Below are 20,510 nucleotides of genomic sequence, written 5' to 3'. Positions count from 1 at the left end.
AAATAACATATATGATCACATTTGATAAAGTATAAATATTTTGTATTTATATTTATTTGTTTCTTGATAATTTACAGTTATAAGAAGGACTAATTTTATGAAGAAAAAAAACTATCTTTGTGCTGTTACCATACCCCTTCGTCAATTTTAACCTCATCCTGTAAAAGACCATGACTTTCAAATAGTAAGGATTCATGGCATTTAAGATTCTTTCCGTTATACGTAACAGGCATTTTCATTCCCTGCTGGGCAATGTGATCATGGCCTTTTTTAATGTACTTTCTTTTGCGCTGCTTGTTAGGATGTTATCCTTAACAGCCTTCGGAGAGTGGGTACTTTTCCTGGCCACCTATAATATCCTGGACCAGGTAAGAACCGCACTGCTGCAATCCGGCATCATTAAATTCAGCGCCGGCGTTGACCCGGATACCAACAACCAGGTAACAGGGGCAGCTTGGTACATCTCCCTGTTGCTCACTGCTGGGTATATTATCCTCTCCTATCTGGTGTACTTTGCCGCAGGTCATTTGTTTAGTGAAACCTGGCACTTTTTCCTGATGTGGCTGGGCGTGATGACATTATTATCACTGCCCTTCAACTTCGCCACCTGGCTGCTGCAGGCAGCCCACCGGTTCGATAAAATTGTGCAGGTACGTATAATGCAAAACGGTTCATTCCTCATTTTCCTGGGTATTTTGTGGCTATTAAAACAGGTATCTTTACCACATGTACTATACGTGTATTCATTGTCGTTACTCGTTACCAGTATCTATTGCCTTTGCTTCGGCTGGACGTCTCTCCGCACGCTACGCATCCACAGCAAAGAGCGGATAATGGAGTTATACCGTTACGGTCGGCTGATTGTAGGCAGTATGGTATCTTCCTCCTTCCTTAATTACTCCGACAACCTGGTATTGCGTACAATGCTTAACCCTGCTGCCGTAGCGGTATACAGCATTCCTCAAAAATTTATGGAGGTAATAGAGATCATCCTGCGTAGCTTTGTGGCCACTTTCCAGCCAACAGTATCCTCAGCTGCCAACCGGAACGATTTAAAAGAAGCTTCCCGCACATTTTGTAGGTACACGGGAACGGTTACACTGATGATCCTCCCTTTCGTAATAGGCTTGTTACTCTTTACCCAACCACTGATTAAAATACTGGCATCCAGCACTTACCTGCCGGCTACCGACATTGTAAGAATATTCCTGTTCTCTGCCATCCTATATCCCATAGACCGTTTCACCGGCGTAGCCCTGGACATGATCAACAAACCATTGGTAAACTTCTATAAAAACCTCTTGAAGCTGGTACTGAACATCGTACTGGACATTGTATTGGTATGGTCGTTTGCCGACATACGCGCCGTAGCTATCGCTTCCTCGCTCAATCTGTTGTTTGCGGTTATTTTCGGTTATTATTTTCTCCGCCGTTACTTACCCGATCTGCGTATAAAGCATATTGGGCAATATGGCTGGCAGGAATGTAAACAACTGTTGGTCAGATTAAAACCGCGCCGCCTGCAGTATAAATAATTTTCTATTATTATGAGATTAGCTTTCATTATACTGAGCCATAAAAATCCGCAGCAACTCTGCAGGTTGCTGGGCCAACTGCAACATCCCAACATCGACTGCTATGTGCACCTGGATGCCAAAGCAGCGATCACAGACTGGGACTTGGCTGCCAGCCTGCAACAAGTATACTTCATACGGGAAAGGGTAAACGTTACCTGGGCCGGCTACGGAACGATACAGGCAGCACTGAATGGTATCGAAGCCGTGAATAATTCCGGGAAAAAATATGGATTCCTTCACCTGATCAGCGCACAGGACTACCCACTGGTAAAGGCTGAGGTATTGTATGATTTTTTCTCCCGACACGAAGGTGTACAATTCCTGGATCTGCTGCCTGCAGCAGACCTGCAGCGGGTAATGTCCAAAATCACCCAATGGCACTTCGAAGACCTTCCTTTACCTGGCAAATACCGGATCAGCCGTATGCTAAATAAGCTGTTGCCACCGAGAAAACATCCTTTGCAACTAAAAGTATATGGTGGTTCACTGTGGTGGAGCCTTACACAGGAATGTGCAACCTGGTGCCTAACTTATGTAAAAGCGCATCCCACCCTGCAACGCTTTTACCGGTATACCTGGGGAGGCGATGAATTTATTTTCCAGACCATCATTATGAATAGCCCGTTCCGGAAAACAGTTTGTAATAATTACCTGCGTTATATCGATTGGTCGGAAGGGAACGCCCACCCTAAAACATTTGGGATGAACGATTTGGAAAATATTGTTAAGTCCGGGCAATTGCTGGCACGCAAATTCGATGAGGAGAAAACACCCGGACTTTTAGATAAAATAGATGCGATGGCTAATAACGTCGCCAACTATACGTTACGCCCCTCTTTTTTCCAGAGCGTGTTGAACCCGCCGGTAAAGCCATAGGGCAGTAACTCCGCAACCTGGCAATCGAACGATTGCAGGAACTTGGCACGTTTGGTAAGCAGCGAAAACGGGAATACGTCTTCCACAAAATTAGTTTTGGCAAACCGTATAATGGTAAAAGCGCTGCCCTGCGCCAACTGCTTCAGGTCGCGACGGGTAAAAAACTGCACATGGTCCAGATTATCTGCCTGCGATTGCGCAGTAGTACCTTTAAATCCCAGACCTCTTTTCAGCTTATTGATAAAAGACCACAAAGCAGGGTGGTTGCGCGCTTTCAGCATAGGCTTTGTTACACACAATTCCCGCGGACCATTGCCATTAGGAACTGTTACAATCAATAAACCATCATCTTTCAGCGAAGCGTGTATAGTATGCAACAGTAACTCCGGCCTGTCCAGGTGCTCCAACACTTCGCTGCAGATCACTGCATCGTAAGTTTCTCCCTGGGCAGTTAACGCCTCTGCGCTCACAGCAGCAAAGCGTACGTTCGTATAGGTGTTACGTTGGTTGGCAACGGCAATTGTTTTTTCACTGATATCTATTCCCAGTACTTCATAGCCAAACTGCCCCAAATGGCGACTGATCACGCCATTACCACACCCTACATCCAGTACCCGGCCGCCTGCCGGGATATATTTTTTCAAACTATCCGTAATAAAGTTGAGCCGTTTAATATCGGCAATTCTATCGTATTCGTAGGTAATTGCGGTACTTGTCATATCGTAATTGAAAATATTATGGTTTACAAAGCTGCTGATATACCTCGGCAATTCTTGCCGTCATATCTGCTACATGAAAATGTTCTTTCACTGCTGCCTGTGCATTTCCCTGCAATTGCTTACGCAACGCAGGATCGGTGGCTAACTTCACCATGGCAGCAGCTAGTTTTTCCGGACAGCCCATAGGAACCAGGCAGCCATTTACACCATCAGTAACGGCTTCTTTGGTGCCATCCACATCGGTAGCAATAATTGCCTTGCCCATGGCCATGGCTTCCAGTACGCCGATAGGGAACCCCTCCCAAAGGGAAGGAAGACAGTAAATATCGGCAGCCTGCAATATGGCCGGTATATCCTGGCGGAAACCGCCGAAGATCACCTGCTCTTCTACACCCAGTGTAGCCGCAGCAGACATAGCAGCAGTTTTCAGTTCCCCGTCGCCTATCATCAACAACTGTAGCTTTGGCGCCTGCTGCCATGCAGCGGCAAAAGCTTTTATCATGGTAACAGGATCCTTTTGCAAAGTCATACGGGCAATAAAACATATCAGCACTTTATCCGCTGGGATACCATATGCTGCCCGCAAATCAGGGTAAATGGCAGCTGCATTGAATTTATCCAGATTAATCCCATTCCTTACCACAATACTATTGAAAGTATGAAACGCTTTTATGCCGGTTTGCCGGTTAGATTCAGAAACACAGATATTAACCTGTGTTTGCCGGGTGATGAATTTCTCTACGGCAATCCGCAGCCTCCGGGTAATAGGAGGTAATCCCTCATGGAAAGACCACCCGTGAATAGTATATACTACTGGCAGCCCCAGAGTACGCGCTGCCCAAAGCACATTGGTATTGGCCCGAGTACCATGCACATGTACAATATCGATCTGCTGGTTCCGGATAAACTGTTTTACTTTCTTCCACACCCTCAGGTCAAATGCTTTCTCAGTGTGTATCACATGCGCCGGGATGCCCATTTCCTCCAATGCCGTGATCATAGGACCATCAGTAAACGATAGCACCACCAGCTCAAACAATTGCTTATCCAGCGACGCTACCAGATCCAGCACATGACTTTCGCCCCCGCCAATCTTGCCCTGCCGTATCGTTTCGAGTACCCGTATACGTTTCATATTATAATTTTTCTATCCAACGACTATACCAGAGCTGGAACACCAGCATATTCCACAATTTCTGGTGGCTTACTTTACCACCCGATAAATAATAGTTCAATAATTGCTCTACATGCGGCACATTAAACAATCCTGATTTTGCCAACCTTGGGCCAGACAGGTAATACTGCATCTGTTCCTTCAACTCATCCCGGAACCATTCCTGTAAAGGCGCTATAAACGGACGTTTGGGCCGCTCCATCAGTTCACGGGGAATATATTTATGTACAATACTTTTAAGAATATACTTGTTGACCCCAGCTTTTATTTTCATGGATCCCGGCACTTGTGCCAGGAACTCCAATAAACGGTGGTCCAGCATCGGCTCCCGGCCTTCCATACTCACGGACATGGTGGCACGATCTACCTTTACCAGGTTATTATCTACCAGGAATGTTTTATAGTCTACTGCCAACAGTCTGTTCAACGGATCATTAATGCGATCCAGCTCTCCATTCATATCAAAATTAGTGCGGTAGCCCGCTGCCGGGAAAGCAGTATAATGATTCACTTCTTGCTCAGTCAGGTATTGGCTGATATATTTAAGCGCTTGTTGTGGTTTTCCGCTGGCCCATATCAGTTTCATTTTTTCATAGCGGGAAGCAAAATTATATTGCCGGTTAAAATACGGGATCACCTCCGGTGATATCAATGACATAGCCGTACTGATGCTACGCTGCATCTGCCGGGGCAAACTACCTGTATAACGAAGCGATTGATTGAATTTATTGTAACCGGCAAACAACTCGTCGCCCCCATCGGCAGACAGCACTACTTTTACTTCTTTGGCGGCAAACTTACTGACCAGTGTAGTCGGTACCGTAGAATTATCCGCAAATGGCTCATCATATATTTCCGGTAACTGGTGCAATACTTCCCGGGCTTCATTAGCGCCAACGATCCATTCGTAATGCTCTGTTCCCAAATGTGTTGCAATTTTCCGGGCTTCTGCAGACTCATCCCACTGTGGCTCTTTATAACCAATAGTAAACGTTTTGATCCTGCTGGTGCTATTGGTTTGAAGCAAGGCTGCTACGCTTGCACTATCATAACCGCCACTCAGAAATACACCCACCGGCACATCCGATACCATGCGGTAATTATAAGCACTGTGCATCAATGCTTCAGTATGGTCTATCACATCTTGTTCCGACAGGCCGGTAAGGGGTTGCCGGTAAGCCTGGAGCACATTCCAGTACTCTTCTTCCATTACGCTCTGCTTTCCCAGCTTTATCCGGAGTATATGCCCCGGCGTTAGTTTCCGGGTGTGCTGATAGATGGTATAAGGAGCAGGAATATAGCTGTATTGCAAAAAAAGTGACAAGCTATTGCCATCTATCGCCTTTTGAAAAACAGGATGGCCACAAATGCCCTTTAACTCAGAAGCGAATAACAACGTTTGCTGATGCCAATAATAATATAAGGGCTTCACCCCTGCCCGATCGCGGCACAATATTACTTCTCCCTCCTTCCTGTTGTAAAGGGCAAAAGCAAACATACCAATACATCTATCTAATACCTTTTCCTTCCACTGCGCATAACCTTTCAACAATACTTCTGTATCCGAACCGGAAAAAAAGCGGTAACCCAGTAATTCCAGCTCGGCCCGGATCTCTTTGAAATTATATATTTCACCGTTGAAAATAATAGAATACTCTTCATAATGCATGGGCTGATGACCGGAGGCAGAAAGGTCTTGTATCGACAACCGGCGTTGTCCCAAACCAATGGCTGCCTGCGCATGATCGTACACTTCATAACCGGCATCGTTAGGCCCCCGGTGTGCCATGGCGTCAGTCATTTGCTGTAATATGCCTGCATTTGATTTTTTGGTAAAATCAATAAACCCAGCTATGCCACACATATATTACCAGTTTTGGGGTGTTTAAAATGCCAGAGAATTCCCTTCCAGAATGCTTTCATATGCACCAGCTCCCATTTCAGTATAAACTGCAGGGTATTTTTGGGAATGGTGAGAAAAATAAAGTAAAGCATAAAAACTAACCGGGCGGACAACTTTACGTTCCTACGCATAAACAGGATACGGTTACGCGTAATATAATACGTTTTCAACGGACTATTTTTCCCGGTAGTCATTGATTCTTTATGGTAGATCAGTGATTTATATTGATAATAGATCTTATAACCATGCCGTTTAAACTGTTCGCACCAATCGAATTCCTCGTAATAGAGAAAATACATTTCCGGCATCAGCCCTACCTGCTGTACCACACGGGCGTTTGCCATCATACCGCCACCATGTGCGTAATGTGTTTCTTTCAGGACATCATATTGTCCACGGTCTTCTTCCCTGCACCCTATCATGCTATTACGGCCGGTGAGCATATCCACTTCCTGATAACCGGCGTATTCAATCGTGCCCTTTTGAAAGAAATAATGAAATTTGGGACTTACCATACCTGCATCCGGATATTCCCGGAATACTTCCAGCAAGCCTTCTATCAATCCGTCAGTAAATTCGGTATCGTTGTTTACAAGAAAAAAATAAGCACCCTTTGCTACTTTGATACCCAGGTTATTACCCCCAGCAAAACCCAGGTTCTTATCGCTCCGGATAACCATAGCAGTAGGATAAGCCTGTTGCACGATCGCAGTAGGATTTTCATCAGAGGCATTGTCAACTACAATCACTTCTATATTCGGATAACTGATATGCCGGAGGGAAACCATCAATTCGGCGGTCACCCTGGCATTATTATAATTGACAGTGATGATCGAAATCAATGGCGTAGGTGTATTATTTCCTGGTTGCATTTAATAAAGGATTGTCTATATCTGTTTGGGTATGCTGGGTATGAATAAAGGTTTTATCGGCTCCTTTCAAACGGAATAACAGTAATAACATAATGCCTATCGCACGCGGCAAAGTAAGCATTGCTGTAAACAGATATTTTGTAAAAAATTTTCCAGGTATGGGCAATAACAAACTCACCGCATTTAAAACAAATAAGGCAGCCCACCAGATGTAAGAAAGATGCATATACCGCTGTAACAAAAAGCTGCCGGTGGTAGTAATGAATAGCCCAGCCAACAGCAGCATACGGGGCAATAAAGCATTCTGGCATACTGCCAGGTTAAAGTAATTGATGTTACCCCTGAAAAGTTGTTGCCAACCTCTCTTCCAAAAAGTACGCAGGTATACTAACTGGCTCGACATCCAGCGCTTACGTTGATTTTCAAATACAGCTGCATGCGCAATCTTTTCATCATATATCCAGGCATCTTCCAGGTAAGTAATCGTATACCCTTTTGAGATAACCAACAATTGTAATACTTTATCAAATCCGCCAGTTGCCTGTATTTCCTGCATGATCTGTTTAATCAGCGGATAATGAAAAGCCATTCCGGAACCAATCACAGAAGATGATAAACCAAGCGCAGTAGCTCCTTTACGATAAAGATGGTTGGCAATGATCTCATTAGCAGCATCCAATATAGCAAAAGGCGTATTCAGGTTCTTGGCTACCCGTTGCGCCTGAATGGCCATATGCCCCTGCTGATAGGTATAATTGATCTTCAATAAGAAATCTTCCTCCAATATATTATCGGCGTCACAAATCAGGGCGATATCGTAGTCATCACCCAACTGCTCAAAGGCAGCATTCAGTGATTTTGCTTTAGTACTTTTATCAAATTTTACCGGGATAAACAACACTCCTGTAGCAGCCAATGCAGTAAGGGTTTCAGGTTGTAGAGAATCGGCAATCACTACTACTTCAAACCTGTTTGCGGGGTAACGCAAACGGTTATAGCTACTTACTGTAGACAAGATGATACTGTCTTCTTTGTAAGCAGGTATCAATATCACTATCCTTGCATGTTGCGTATCTTCCTTATAGAAAAAATCCCGCTTACGTTTCGCGCAACCTGCAATAGCGAGCAACAAATTATACACTACACATCCGCCCAGATAAACAAACAATATTACTTCAATCACCATTATCATCGTTATACATTGTCTTTTTGAACCAATGCCTTCGGGGTATTCACAATCAGCCACATGTCATATCTGAACGAACGTTTGTTGGCATATGTAATATCCAGGTCTATTCTTTCTTCTACAGACATATCTTTCTTTCCTCTCTTACTCACCTGCCACAGGCCAGTGATACCAGCCGGAGCCAGGAACCTTTCGGCATATTCATCTGTAGTAAGTGTGGTAGCTTCGTATAGTGGTAAGGGACGGTTGCCTACAAGCGACATATCACCTTTCAGTACATTCAGTAGCTGTGGGATTTCATCAAGACTGGAGTTACGTAGGAAACTGCCTAATTTAGTCACCCGTGGATCGTTGGAAACTTTAAAAAATACAGGGCCACCCTTCTTCTCATCGTATTGATTAAGGTGTTGCAGTTGCTCCACTTGTTTATCCGCATCCGGGATCATAGTCCGGAATTTATAAAACTTAAACACGCGGTAGTTACTGCCTGCACGTTTAGCTGCATAAAAAATAGGCCCCTTCGACTCCAACCGGATCAGGGCTGCTATCACTAACATCAGTGGACTTGCCAGTATTAAACCTGCCAGGGCCAATAATATGTCTAATCCTCTCTTTAGGAAGTTGCTGTAAAAACGACGTGTATACTTACGCATTGGTACAGCAGAAGTTTTGTATACCGGAAAGGCACGCATACGTTTGAACTTGCTCACAATAGCAATTTTGCTATTCAGCATATTCCACGCTTCCGCCATAATTACATCATCTATAAAACTGTACTTTGCCACCAATTGGCGCAACCCTTCAAACCCTTTATCTACATATATAAAGAACGGAATGGAACAAAGGTATTGGTTCTCGGAGAAAAAAGCTTCCCATGCTAAAAGAGCTTCCTCAAAGTTGCTCTCAAAGCGGTAAATAATAGCAACAGGCATTCTTTTTAATACATGTTGCAACTGATCAATCACATTTCTTGCATCTTCTACATTCTTTGCTACCACGTACCTGTGATCATTCTCAAAAAAAATCACCTTGTGGGGATGTCCAACAAACAGTACAATACTTTCGGCTTCCGGTCCGGCGCCTATTGATGTAATTCTGCCTGTGCTGAGTCCCCTGATGCTATCAATTTTCAGTAAATTAGGCATAAAGGTATCCATATGCAGGTGTTTAGTAGTTGTATTGGTCAAATAGATTCAGTTGCTTTACTAAGCGCTGATAGAGAACTGTTCATCCAGTATAAAACCTACTTTGCTTAGTAATTGCATGGGATCAAATGGTTTCTGAATAACATCTCTCACACAGTTATGGCGGGTAGCCAGATCATTCATATTGTCTTTGTAAAATCCTGACAGTACCATTACTGGAGTATCCTGATAAAGATAACTGCCGGACAAGTAATCCAATAGTTCCCAGCCATCTATGTTGGGCATCTGCAAGTCTGTAATAATCAGGTCTGCCTTGTTGCCGTTCATTAGCCAGGTTAATGCCACCAGTCCATCCGGTGCAGTAACTACTGTATATTCTTTTCCTAAAACTGCCTCCAGCAAATAGCGCATGGGGGTACTATCGTCTACTATTAAAATTTTCTTTTTCATTACCTTCTTTTCAAAACAATGTTTAAACTGTTAAAAATGGCTAAGCATATGTCGATATGCAAAGTCCCGAAGGTTTTAAATGGGATGTGGTCAATAATTAATTACAGGTAAGAACCTTGTTGGCATTTCCAGGGGATATGTGAGAGGAAAGATGGTTTTACTTCCTTTTGGTTTAGTATCGAATTTGTCATTCGATTAACATGGGTACAAAATTATTCTTTTCTGGATACCAAGTATTACTTTTTTGGTAAACGAGTGTTTTTTTTGGGTAAGTGTTAGAAATTTTGCTGTAAACGGCGAGAGGTCACTCAAAATTTGCCTAATGCAAATTTTTAATAATAAAAATGCACTTGCTTATGATGCAATTATAATACTTTTGTGCGAAAGCAAGTATCCCAAAAAACGCTTTCTCTCTATGTCAATGTTGCCTGTTCTCTTCTGGTCAAGTCTTATTATTGTATGTTACAGCTATGCTGGCTATGGTTTGCTATTATATATGGTATTACGCTTAAAGCGCTTGTTCCGGCACAGTAACCGCCATGCCCCTACGTTATTTACGCCGGAAGTAACATTCCTGGTAGCTGCTTACAATGAAGAAGATTTTATTCAAGAAAAGTTGCTTAACTCTCTGGCCCTTGTTTATCCGAAAAATAAGATCCATTTCCTTTTTATCACAGATGGCTCTACCGACCGCACCAATGAAATAATATTGCAGTATCCGCAGGTAACCTTACTATATGAACCACAACGGAATGGCAAAACAGCTGCTATTAACCGGGCCATGGCGCTCGTTACTACCCCCTTTGTAGTGCTTTCAGACGCCAATACCCTGCTGAATCCGGAAGCAGTAACCTTACTGATGCAACCATTTGCCATGGCAAGTACTGGCGCTGTTGCCGGCGAAAAAAAGGTGATGGCTGGCCAAGGGGCTGCAGAAGCGCAGGGTGAAGGCATATACTGGAAATATGAATCGCTGCTGAAAAAGTGGGACGCCGAACTTTACAGCGTAATGGGCGCAGCCGGAGAATTGCTTGCCATACGTACTGCGTTGTATGCTCCATTACCAATAGATACTATACTAGATGATTTTATCCTCTCCTTTCATATTAACATGCAAGGCTATACGGTAATGTACAAACCAACAGCCTATGCTATGGAAACTGCCTCCGCATCACTGCAGGAAGAATACAAACGCAAAGTGAGGATCAGTGCCGGCGGATTCCAGTCTATGGGCCGCTTGCTGCCGCTGTTGAACCCATTCCGGTATCCCCATATTACCTGGCAATATATCTCTCACCGTGTACTGCGATGGACACTGGCTCCCCTTGGCTTACTCCTTGCCCTTATCTGTAACCTGCTGTTGGTCATTTTTCAACCAGTCCTTATTTATTATATTACCGGTACGCTGCAACTCGGATTTTACCTGGCCGCCCTGGCCGGATATGTAATGGCGCGCCAGGAAGTAAAAGTAAAATACCTCTATATTCCTTTTTATTTTGTGTTTATGAATGTGGCAGTATATGCCGGTTGTATCAGGCATTTCCGGAAAAGGCAATCTGCCGTGTGGGAACGCTCCCAAAGAAGCATAGCGATATCCTGATAGTTTTTCACTTACCAGTTATACCGGTACGTTTACCTGTCAAAAAACGCCGTTTGCAAAAGAAATTATTATATATAAAAGTGGTTTTTTAATTTAGCGCAGCTTCAATAAGCTCTCTTTCCCTCCAACCTTATCCTTTCGAATAATCTCCACACCACTATTAGCCGAAGTGCTATAGCTGGATTTAATTTTTGCCATCTCCTCTGAACAGCGTATGCCGGTGTTTACCGGAAAAAGCATGTGTATCCTTATCTCACTGGTGGTAATTGCGACCAGCGGGGCTTAACATTATATATTTAATTCCATGAATCGAATTTTACACTGTCTTCTCTTCTTAATGCTTAGCTGTTACTGCTACTCTCCCCTGCAGGCGCAATCAGCATTGGACCCGAATGATCCAGTTATTACCTACGATCAGGCGCATCCCCCGGCTACCCCGCCGTACGACAAAATTACCAAATGGGTAAGAACCGTCCGGATGAGCTATAATACGGATGCATACAAATCCTACATCTACAAGAACATGGCCTTTCGGCTTAAATTTCCAAAAAGTTATGTGCCTGGTGTAAACGATGGAAAAAAATACCCTATCTACCTCTTCTTTCACGGCGTAGGCGAAGCAGGCACTATTTACGATAACGAATACCAGTTATTGTGGGGCGGAGATGTGTGGTTAAATAATGTAAACAGTGGCGCATTCGATGGCTTCCTCATCTACCCACAAAGCCAGGGCGGATACTGGGGACCTAACGACTACGACAATATTAAATCGGTAGTAGATTCTATTGTGGCCAGCGCCAAAGGAGACGCAGACCGATTATACCTGAACGGGCTCTCCGCCGGTGGCTGGGGTACCTGGGAATTCCTGCTGCGCTATCCCCAACTCACTGCAACGGCATTGCCGATGAGCGCTATGACCATCGATTATGGCAACCATATAGACGCCTATAAATATACGCCTGTGTGGCTATTCCAGGGCGGATTGGATGGCAACCCTGCCCCTTATACCACCAACCAAGTAGCTGCCCTTATACAGGCTGCAGGAGGCAATTTTAAGCTTACAACTTATCCCAACGATGCACATAATACCTGGCAGGATGCCTGGAAGGAGCCTGGCTTTGTGCCTTTTATGCTAAAGGCTAACCGGCTCAACCCCTATCCCTTATTTGGCGACACCAGCTTCTGCCCTGGCCAAACCCTTACTATTGGCATTGCTCCAGGCTTCCAGCAATATCAATGGCAGAAAGACAATGTTACTGTGGCTACTAGCGCTGCCAATTCACTGGTGGTTACTACCCCCGGCACCTACCGCGTAAGGGCACAATTACCCAGTGGATGGACCGGCTGGTCGCCCACACCAATAATCATCACCTATAAAACGGCGAGTCCCGCACCAGTGATAACTACTGGCCCTGTTCTTACCAGCAATGTATTACCATCTCCAGACGGTAATACCAGCATTACCTTACAAGTGCCTACAGGCATGGATAGCTATGAATGGCTAAGGGCAGGCAATCCCGGAGTGATCAGCAATACCTCTTCCCTCACTACCTCCACTGCAGGCGCTTACGTACTACGTGTAAAAGCACCCAACAACTGTATTGGCAGTTATTCGGATACCTTCCGGATAGTGAATAGCACCGGCATCAACGGCCCAGACGGCATCAGCGGACTGGTAGTACAGCGCTTCACCAAAACACAACTGGTGCTGGTATGGACAGAAAACGCCACCCCAGCCTATGCTGAAAAATATTTTGAAATTTACCGTGCAGCCCAAGCCAACGGCCCTTATACCCTGATAGGCAAGAACAATGCTAACGTAGACACCTATACGGATAATAACCTGACGCCAGGCACCAACTATTTCTATAAAATACGCCCGGTTAACGACAATGCTGCAGGCCCTGTTTCCACACCAATACAGGGTACCACCGCACAAGATAGTTCCGCTCCCACTGCCCCACCTTCACTAACCGTTACCAACTATACGAATAACCAGGTGACATTATCCTGGAGTGCTGCATCCGACGATGCAGGTGTGGCCGGGTATGACATCTATGCCAACAATGTACTCAAAGCATCTGTGGGCAATGTACTCACATATACCATTACCAATCTTACTGATGGTGCACAGTATAATTTCTATGTGAAAACAAAAGATATTTCCGGGAAATACTCTACTCCCAGCAACCAGGTATCAGTAAGAACCAAGAAAGCAACCCTTGATTATAAATTGTATACTGGTTCTTGGAGCAACCTTCCCAATTTTTCCACACTTACGCCTATACAAACAGGCAAAGCATATACCCCAGACCTAAGCATAGTACCTTCCACTACTACCAGTAACTATGGCCTAATGTGGACCGGGTATATCCGTATACCAGCAAATGGCAGCTATAAATTTGAAACCAATTCAGACGATGGTAGCAAACTGTATTTCAATCAAAACTATAGCAACACGGCTACTGCTACGGTAAATAACGATGGCGCACACGCCGCTACATTTGCTTCCGGCACAGTAAATAATGTAACCGCCGGCGTATATCCCATTACCATCACTTATTTCCAGGCTGGCGGCGGCGCTACCATGGAAGTATACTGGACCTGTGCTGCAGCAGGCATCCCCACCCGCCAGTTGATACCGGCAGAAGCATTCATAGATACAGCTGCTATCGTAGGTAACGCTCCCAATGCCCCATCAAATCTCACTGTAGCGGTGAACAATTACAGTAAACTGAACCTGCACTGGACCGACAACAGTAACAACGAAAATGGGTTTGAAATATACCGTAGTACAAGCAACGGCGGCACTTACAGCATTATAGCTACCACCAATGCCAACGCCAACACCTACACAGATACCGCTTTACAAGCCAATACAGCCTATTATTATAAAATAAGAGCCATTGGCCTATATGGTGAATCGGCCTATACAACGGTGGCCAACACCACTACACCGGCAAGACCGCTACCACCGGCAGCTCCCAGCAATCTGCAAACACAGGCACTCTCCACACAGGTAGTAAAACTAACGTGGATGGATAATGCCAATAATGAAAGCGGGTACGAAATACACCGTTCCCTGGGTGATAGCGTTCATTTCAACTTCTTGAAAGCGGTAGGTCTGGTAACTACTACAGCTGATTCCACTCTCGCCGCCAATACCGTAGCATACTATAAGGTACGTGCAGTTGGCGAAGGCGGCTACTCTGACTTTACCCCCGCAGTATCAGCCAAATCACTGAATAACCCACCCAGCATCGCCGCCATCAGCAATCAAACTATCCGTTACGGCACTACGCAAACCATCCCTGTATCTGCTACAGATCCAGATAACGACGCTATTACTTTCAGCCTCGCGAATGTACCTCCATTTATTAGCCTGCAACAGCAGGCAGGCAATACTTCCCTGGTATTATCGCCCGATGAAACGCAACAAGGCGTCTATAACCAGATCGCAGTAATCGCTACAGATGCCAACAACGGTACAGATACTGCTTTCTTCAACCTGGTGGTAAACGATAACTACCCGCCGGTGATTGATTCTATTCCTGCTACCAGCGTAGATGAAGGCACACAGGTGACCATAAAACTCAGTCTGAAAGACCAGAACCCTGGTAATACCTTCACCTGGACAGGCATACAGTTACCTTCCTTTGCTACTTTACAAAGCCAAAACGATACTTGCCTGATCACATTCCTCCCTGGATATGCTGCCTCCGGCACTTACCAGGTAACAGTGAAAGCAACCGATAACCAAGGCGGCATCGATATCCGTAGCTTCACGCTAACTGTGATAGACAGGCCAACACCTAATTACAAGTTGTTCCTCAACTTCTACCTGAACAACCCAGCCTCCGCACCATGGAATAATATTACCAGCACAACCACTACCAGTCTGAAAGATGAAAATGGACAGGTAACCAACGCTGGATTAACATTCGATGAAACCTGGTGGGCAGCTGGCGTAGAAGGCACTACCACTGGCAATAACAGCGGCATATATCCGGATGTAGTAATGAGCCAGTACCTCTACTTTGGCTCCCTACCCGGCTTCTTTACCGGCGCACCAAGCATGCATGGGCATATTACCGGTCTGGAAACCAACCGGACATACACCGTTAAATTTTTCTCCAGCAGTAAATGGTGGGCGCCGCAACCAGATAACGGCAGCACCCAATACACTGTCAACGGCGTTACAAAAACGTTGTATGCACAAAACAATACCACTAATCTGGCGGTATTTGAAAACCTTACGGCAGATACCAATGGTGAAATCAAATTTACCTTGAGCGTACCGCCAGGCGGACAGGTAGGTTACCTCAACGCCATGGAAGTAGACGCAGGAGGGGCAGGCGACACTACCATAGTGGTCAATCATCCACCAATGCTTACGCCTATTACCAACAAAACACTAACAGCCGGCGATACACTCCATGTTAGCATTTCAGGTACCGATCCTGAAAATGATGTCATTACTTATTCCGGCTATCAACTGCCATCCTTCGTATCTGTAGTGCAATCCGGTAGTAATCCTTACCTACTGGTGGCACCCACCACCAGCAATGCAGGTCAGTACAATCGTATAGGCGTTATCGGTACCGATACACATGGCAACAGTGATACCGCTATATTTAACCTCACCGTTACCAATCCGGCAAGCGATACTAGCGGGTACAAATTGTTCCTCAACTTCCATCTGAATAGTCCTGCCCCCGCGCCATGGAATAATGTTAGCGGCTCCACTACCGCTAATCTGAAAAATGATAATGGTCAAACTACCAGTGCAGGCCTGCACTTCGACGAAACCTGGTGGGCAACCGGCGTAGAAGGCGCTACCACCGGTAATAACAGTGGTATCTATCCCGATGTGGTAATGAGCCAATACCTGTATTTCGGTTCCTTGCCAGGATTCTTTACTGGAGCGCCAAACATGACAGGTCATCTAACAGGCCTGGAAACCGGTAAGTTGTATACCATCAAGTTCTTCTCCAGCAGTAAATGGTGGGCGCCGCAACCAGACAATGGCAGCACACAGTTTACCATTAACGGAGTAACGCAAACACTATATGCACAAAACAACACCACCCATGTAGTTACCTTCAGTAACATTACACCTACTGCAGCAGGCGAGATCGTATTCTCCCTGGGTATACCGGCAGACGGGCAGGTAGGATTCCTCAATGCCATGGAAATAGATGCAGGCGCTAGCGAGCAACCTTCCAATAACTATAAACCGGTGATAACGGCTATCGCTGATCAGACACTGGAAGCCGGCGCTACGCTGAATTTACCAGTAAACGCTACTGATGCTGATGGAGATCCTATCACCTACAGCACGCTGAACCTACCGTCTTTTGTTACTTTATCGCAGGCTGATGGCAGCGCAACACTTGCAATAGCGCCAGCCATTAACAATGCAGGTAGCTACAATAACATCAGTGTGATTGCCAAAGACTCTTATGGTGCTGCTGATACCACTACCTTTAATCTAACCGTAACCGCACCGGCCAATGGTGGTGGTAGCTCCAGGGTATTGCTCAACTTCCGGCTTAATACCGACGCGCCAGCCCCATGGAATAATATCACTGGTGCCACTGCTAACCTCAAAAACGAAAGCGGACAATCTACCGGTATCGGTATCCATTTCGATGAAGCCTGGTGGGCAGCCGGTGTGGAAGGCGCTATTACCGGCAACAACAGCGGCGTATATCCGGATGCGGTATTAAGCGAATACCTTTACTTCGGCTCCCTATCCGGATTCTTTACTGGCGCACCAAGCATGCACGGACATATCACCGGCTTAAACGCCAATACCACCTACGCAATTAAGTTTCTCTCTAATAGTAAATGGTGGGCGCCACAGCCAGACAACGGCAGCACGCAGTTCACCATTAATGGAATGAGTCAAACACTATATGCACAAAACAATACCAGCAGTACAGCAGATTTCAGTAATCTCACTGCCGACGCTAACGGAGAAATTACCTTTATCCTGAGCATTCCTCTAGGTGGCCAGGTAGGATACCTGAATGCTATGGAGATAGACATTACGCCTAATACGCCGGATACATTGGGCAGCCTCGCTACCTACATGGGCATGGGCACGCCAGGCTCCCAACTGCATAATGGCTTCAGTCTCACAGATCCATCCACACCAGATAGCCAACTGGAGGTAAACGTGTATCCTAATCCGTTTGCCAGCAACATTGCAGTGGATATTACCCTGCAGAAAACTGCTCCTTCCCTGCTGATAGAAATTGTAGACCTGGGAGGCAAACGCCTTTACAGTGAAGTAAGAAGAGCTGTACCACAAGGTAAGAGTGTAATCAGGATCAATACCAACAGGCAGATCACTTTACCAGGTATCTATATCATTAAAGTGTCAACTATAACCGGTGAAACAAAGGGGGTGAAGCTTGTTAAACAAAACTGAGTCCTAACTGAATGATTATTAATAAAAAGATCCGTTCCGGTAAGTTAGCCGGAGCGGATCTTTTTTATTATTTACAAACTTTACCTGCCAAACCGCAGCGATAACCAAGTAAATTTTACGTTTCGCTTAAAAATAAAGTATACATAAAAGTAATCTATTACTTTTGCGTCACCGAATATACCTGGACCAACTATGCTCCCGGGTGTTCTACTTAACCTCATCCTCCGACAAAACCAATAACCTGGCCAATAAAGCCAACTGATTTTTTACCATCTCCTCTGATACTCCTGTAATAATTACCGGGTACATGGATATACTATACTGTATGCTTTCCACGTGCACCTGTACCAATAAACGTAGTTAAAGAACAATTACTATATGGATATTGTGTTTTTTGTAAAAGCACTGCTTAAAAAGAAATGGTGGATATTGATCAGCACCCTGGTAGCTGTTGTAGGCGCATTGGCCTTAACCATCGGTAAACCCAAGCAGTATGCCTCCACCGCGCAGATGGCCACTGGTTTCACCACCAACGAACAAATAAAACTGCGGGATGAAAACCTCAACCTGTTTGAAGCAGATGTGAAATTCGACAACGTGGTGGAAACCATGAACTCCCCATTGGTAATAGGATTGTTAGCCTGCGACCTGATGGTACATGACCTTACTACTAATAAACCATTCCGGAAGCTCACAGAAAATGAATTGCAAAAGCCCCAGTATAAAGAAGCCAACAAAGAAGATATTCTCCGGATATGCCGCCAGAAAAGCGACTCCTTACAAATTCTCTCTTCTTCCCAACCCGAAGAACGTAAAGTGCTTGAATACATGAAATTGTACCGGTACGATTATGAATCTATCCGCAAAATGGTATATGCTGGTCGCCTTTCCCGTACCGATTATATCAATATCAACTGCTACTCGGAAAACCCTGAGCTATCGGCGTATACAGTGAATATGCTCTATAAAGAATTTATCCGTTTTTACCGTAGCTCGAGATCAGAATTATCCGTGGAAAATGTGGAAACATTTGAAGCACTGGTAAATAAAAAGAAACAGGAGCTGGAAACGAAAATAGAAGCACTACGCCAATATAAAACAGCACAGGGCGTACTGAATGTAGAAACAGCCAGCGGCAACGAATGGGACCTCATCAAACAGTTTGAGAAGTCATTAACAGATGAAAAAGCCAATAACAATAACCTGCAGGCATCATTGGATAATATAAATACACAACTGGCACAATTAAGTAACGGTAAACCTGCCTACACCAACTCCAACAGCGAGATCCTGGCACTCAGGAAACAGATCAACGACCTGAACGATGAATACATACGCAATGGCGCCAACGATGATGCTCTCGCAGATAAGATCAAAGCACAGCGGGTCAAATTGCAACATGCCATGATGGATGCCTCTGTACCTAACGGCAAAGTAAGTACGAAGGAAGAGCTTGTGCAGCGCAAAGGCACTCTCGAAGCTGAACTCCGCGCCTCGAAAGAGAATATCAGCAGCCTGGAAAAAAAAGTAGGTAAACTGCGCGCCTCTGTTGGCTCCTACGCCAACAAAGAAGCTACCGTTACCTCCCTGCAACAGGAAGTAACCCTCACCCAGGATGAATATAATAAACTGAAAGAAAAACTGGGCGCTGCACTCGACTACAGAAATGTGCCACAGGATAACTTCCGCCAAACTTTAATGGGGCAACCCGCCTTTACACCGGAATCTTCCAAACGCTTGGTGATCATGGGCATGGCTGGTATCGCCGTATTCATGATCTCCTGCATTGGTATCTTGTTCGGCGAGTTCATGGACAATTCCATCAAGTCGCCTTCTATATTCAACCGGGTTTCTAACCTGAAACTGATCAGCACTATCAACTACGCCAATCTGCGTAAGTATAACCTGCTTGAAATACTGCAACGCAAAACAGACGAATCACAATGGCTGAAAAGACAGAACATGTTCCGTGAGCTATTGCGCAAGCTGCGGTTTGAGCTGGAAAGCAGTGGCAAAAAAATATTCCTTTTTACCAGTACAGAACCACAGCAAGGCAAAACTACCCTGCTACAGGCAGTAGCCTACAGCCTGAGCTTGAGCAACAAAAAGGTGCTGGTACTGGATACTAATTTCTGTAACAACGATGTAACCGTACAGATGGAAGCCAGACCAACCCTGGAAGCCTTTTCCGTACCACCGGCGGAATTCAGCATCGAAAAATTCCGGGAATATGTCACTACTTATGCCACTCCGGGCATTGAAGTAGCAGGCTGTAAAGGTGGCGACTATACGCCATCCGAAATATTACCTCCCAACAATATATTACAATACCTGCCACAGCTAAAATCCTATTATGATTACATTCTGATGGAAGGCGCTCCATTGAACGACTTTACCGACAGCCGGGAACTTACCGCTTATGCAGAAGGCGTAGTGGCTATCTTCTCCTCTAAGTTAAAAATGAAGCAGATCGACCGGGAATCTTCCGACTTCCTCGAGCAACTGGGTGATCAGTTCCTGGGAGCCGTACTGAATGGTGTAAAAGAAGATTTTCTTGAGCTTTGATTTACCC

12 protein-coding genes are annotated in these 20,510 nt (G+C 45.1%); 5 read left to right on the top strand and 7 right to left on the bottom strand.

What is annotated here, in order from left to right; translation table 11 throughout:
- Positions 1–194: 194 nt before the first annotated feature.
- Together ACDQ55_RS17865 and ACDQ55_RS17860 are read left to right on the top strand one after the other, a co-directional pair.
- Positions 195–1,535 carry an oligosaccharide flippase family protein gene (locus ACDQ55_RS17865; protein WP_420982830.1) on the top strand — a complete coding sequence of 447 codons (1,341 nt, stop codon included), beginning with the start codon at positions 195–197 and terminating at the stop codon, positions 1,533–1,535.
- A 12-nt stretch (positions 1,536–1,547) separates the two neighbouring features.
- A complete protein-coding gene (locus ACDQ55_RS17860; RefSeq protein ID WP_420982829.1) occupies positions 1,548–2,453 on the top strand; it encodes a beta-1,6-N-acetylglucosaminyltransferase in 906 nt (301 codons plus the stop codon).
- Here the strand turns inward: ACDQ55_RS17860 and ACDQ55_RS17855 are convergent.
- Genes ACDQ55_RS17855 through ACDQ55_RS17825 form a run of 7 tightly spaced genes read right to left on the bottom strand, consistent with a single transcriptional unit; the run spans position 2,396 to position 9,902 of the window.
- On the bottom strand, positions 2,396–3,172 hold the full coding sequence (locus ACDQ55_RS17855) for a class I SAM-dependent methyltransferase (RefSeq protein WP_420982828.1): 777 nt from the start codon (positions 3,170–3,172) through the stop codon (positions 2,396–2,398). The genes ACDQ55_RS17860 and ACDQ55_RS17855 overlap by 58 nt on opposite strands.
- A 16-nt stretch (positions 3,173–3,188) precedes the next feature.
- Positions 3,189–4,307, bottom strand: a complete 1,119-nt coding sequence (locus ACDQ55_RS17850; protein ID WP_420982827.1) for a glycosyltransferase family 4 protein — start codon at positions 4,305–4,307, stop codon at positions 3,189–3,191.
- 1 nt (position 4,308) lies between these two features.
- Positions 4,309–6,210, bottom strand: a complete 1,902-nt coding sequence (asnB, locus tag ACDQ55_RS17845; RefSeq protein WP_420982826.1) for an asparagine synthase (glutamine-hydrolyzing) — start codon at positions 6,208–6,210, stop codon at positions 4,309–4,311.
- Positions 6,198–7,121, bottom strand: coding sequence for a glycosyltransferase family 2 protein (locus ACDQ55_RS17840; RefSeq protein ID WP_420982825.1), 924 nt, complete (start codon positions 7,119–7,121; stop codon positions 6,198–6,200). Before ACDQ55_RS17840 ends, asnB begins: the two co-directional genes overlap by 13 nt.
- Entirely contained in the window at positions 7,105–8,307 is a 1,203-nt protein-coding gene (locus ACDQ55_RS17835) for a glycosyltransferase (RefSeq protein WP_420982823.1), read from the bottom strand. Before ACDQ55_RS17835 ends, ACDQ55_RS17840 begins: the two co-directional genes overlap by 17 nt.
- Before the next feature lie 8 nt (positions 8,308–8,315).
- Entirely contained in the window at positions 8,316–9,464 is a 1,149-nt protein-coding gene (locus ACDQ55_RS17830) for a sugar transferase (RefSeq protein ID WP_420982822.1), read from the bottom strand.
- Positions 9,465–9,512: 48 nt separating this feature from the next.
- On the bottom strand, positions 9,513–9,902 hold the full coding sequence (locus ACDQ55_RS17825; RefSeq protein ID WP_420982820.1) for a response regulator: 390 nt from the start codon (positions 9,900–9,902) through the stop codon (positions 9,513–9,515).
- Positions 9,903–10,317: 415 nt separating this feature from the next.
- Here ACDQ55_RS17825 and ACDQ55_RS17820 point away from each other — a divergent pair, with 415 nt between their 5' ends.
- The 3 genes from ACDQ55_RS17820 to ACDQ55_RS17810 all read left to right on the top strand — a co-directional run bounded on the left by ACDQ55_RS17820 (position 10,318) and on the right by ACDQ55_RS17810 (position 20,503).
- Positions 10,318–11,502 carry a glycosyltransferase family 2 protein gene (locus tag ACDQ55_RS17820; protein WP_420982819.1) on the top strand — a complete coding sequence of 395 codons (1,185 nt, stop codon included), beginning with the start codon at positions 10,318–10,320 and terminating at the stop codon, positions 11,500–11,502.
- A 304-nt stretch (positions 11,503–11,806) separates the two neighbouring features.
- The gene (locus ACDQ55_RS17815) at positions 11,807–17,938 is read left to right on the top strand and encodes a fibronectin type III domain-containing protein (protein WP_420982817.1); all 6,132 of its coding nucleotides are present in this window, start codon (positions 11,807–11,809) and stop codon (positions 17,936–17,938) included.
- 378 nt (positions 17,939–18,316) lie between these two features.
- Entirely contained in the window at positions 18,317–20,503 is a 2,187-nt protein-coding gene (locus ACDQ55_RS17810) for an exopolysaccharide transport family protein (protein WP_420982815.1), read from the top strand.
- Positions 20,504–20,510: the final 7 nt, after the last annotated feature.

The organism is Chitinophaga sp. 30R24, from assembly GCF_049056765.1.
In the GTDB taxonomy this organism is placed as follows: domain Bacteria; phylum Bacteroidota; class Bacteroidia; order Chitinophagales; family Chitinophagaceae; genus Chitinophaga.
Note: the sequence above shows the minus strand (reverse complement) of the source record. Positions and strands in the feature narration are given on the sequence as shown.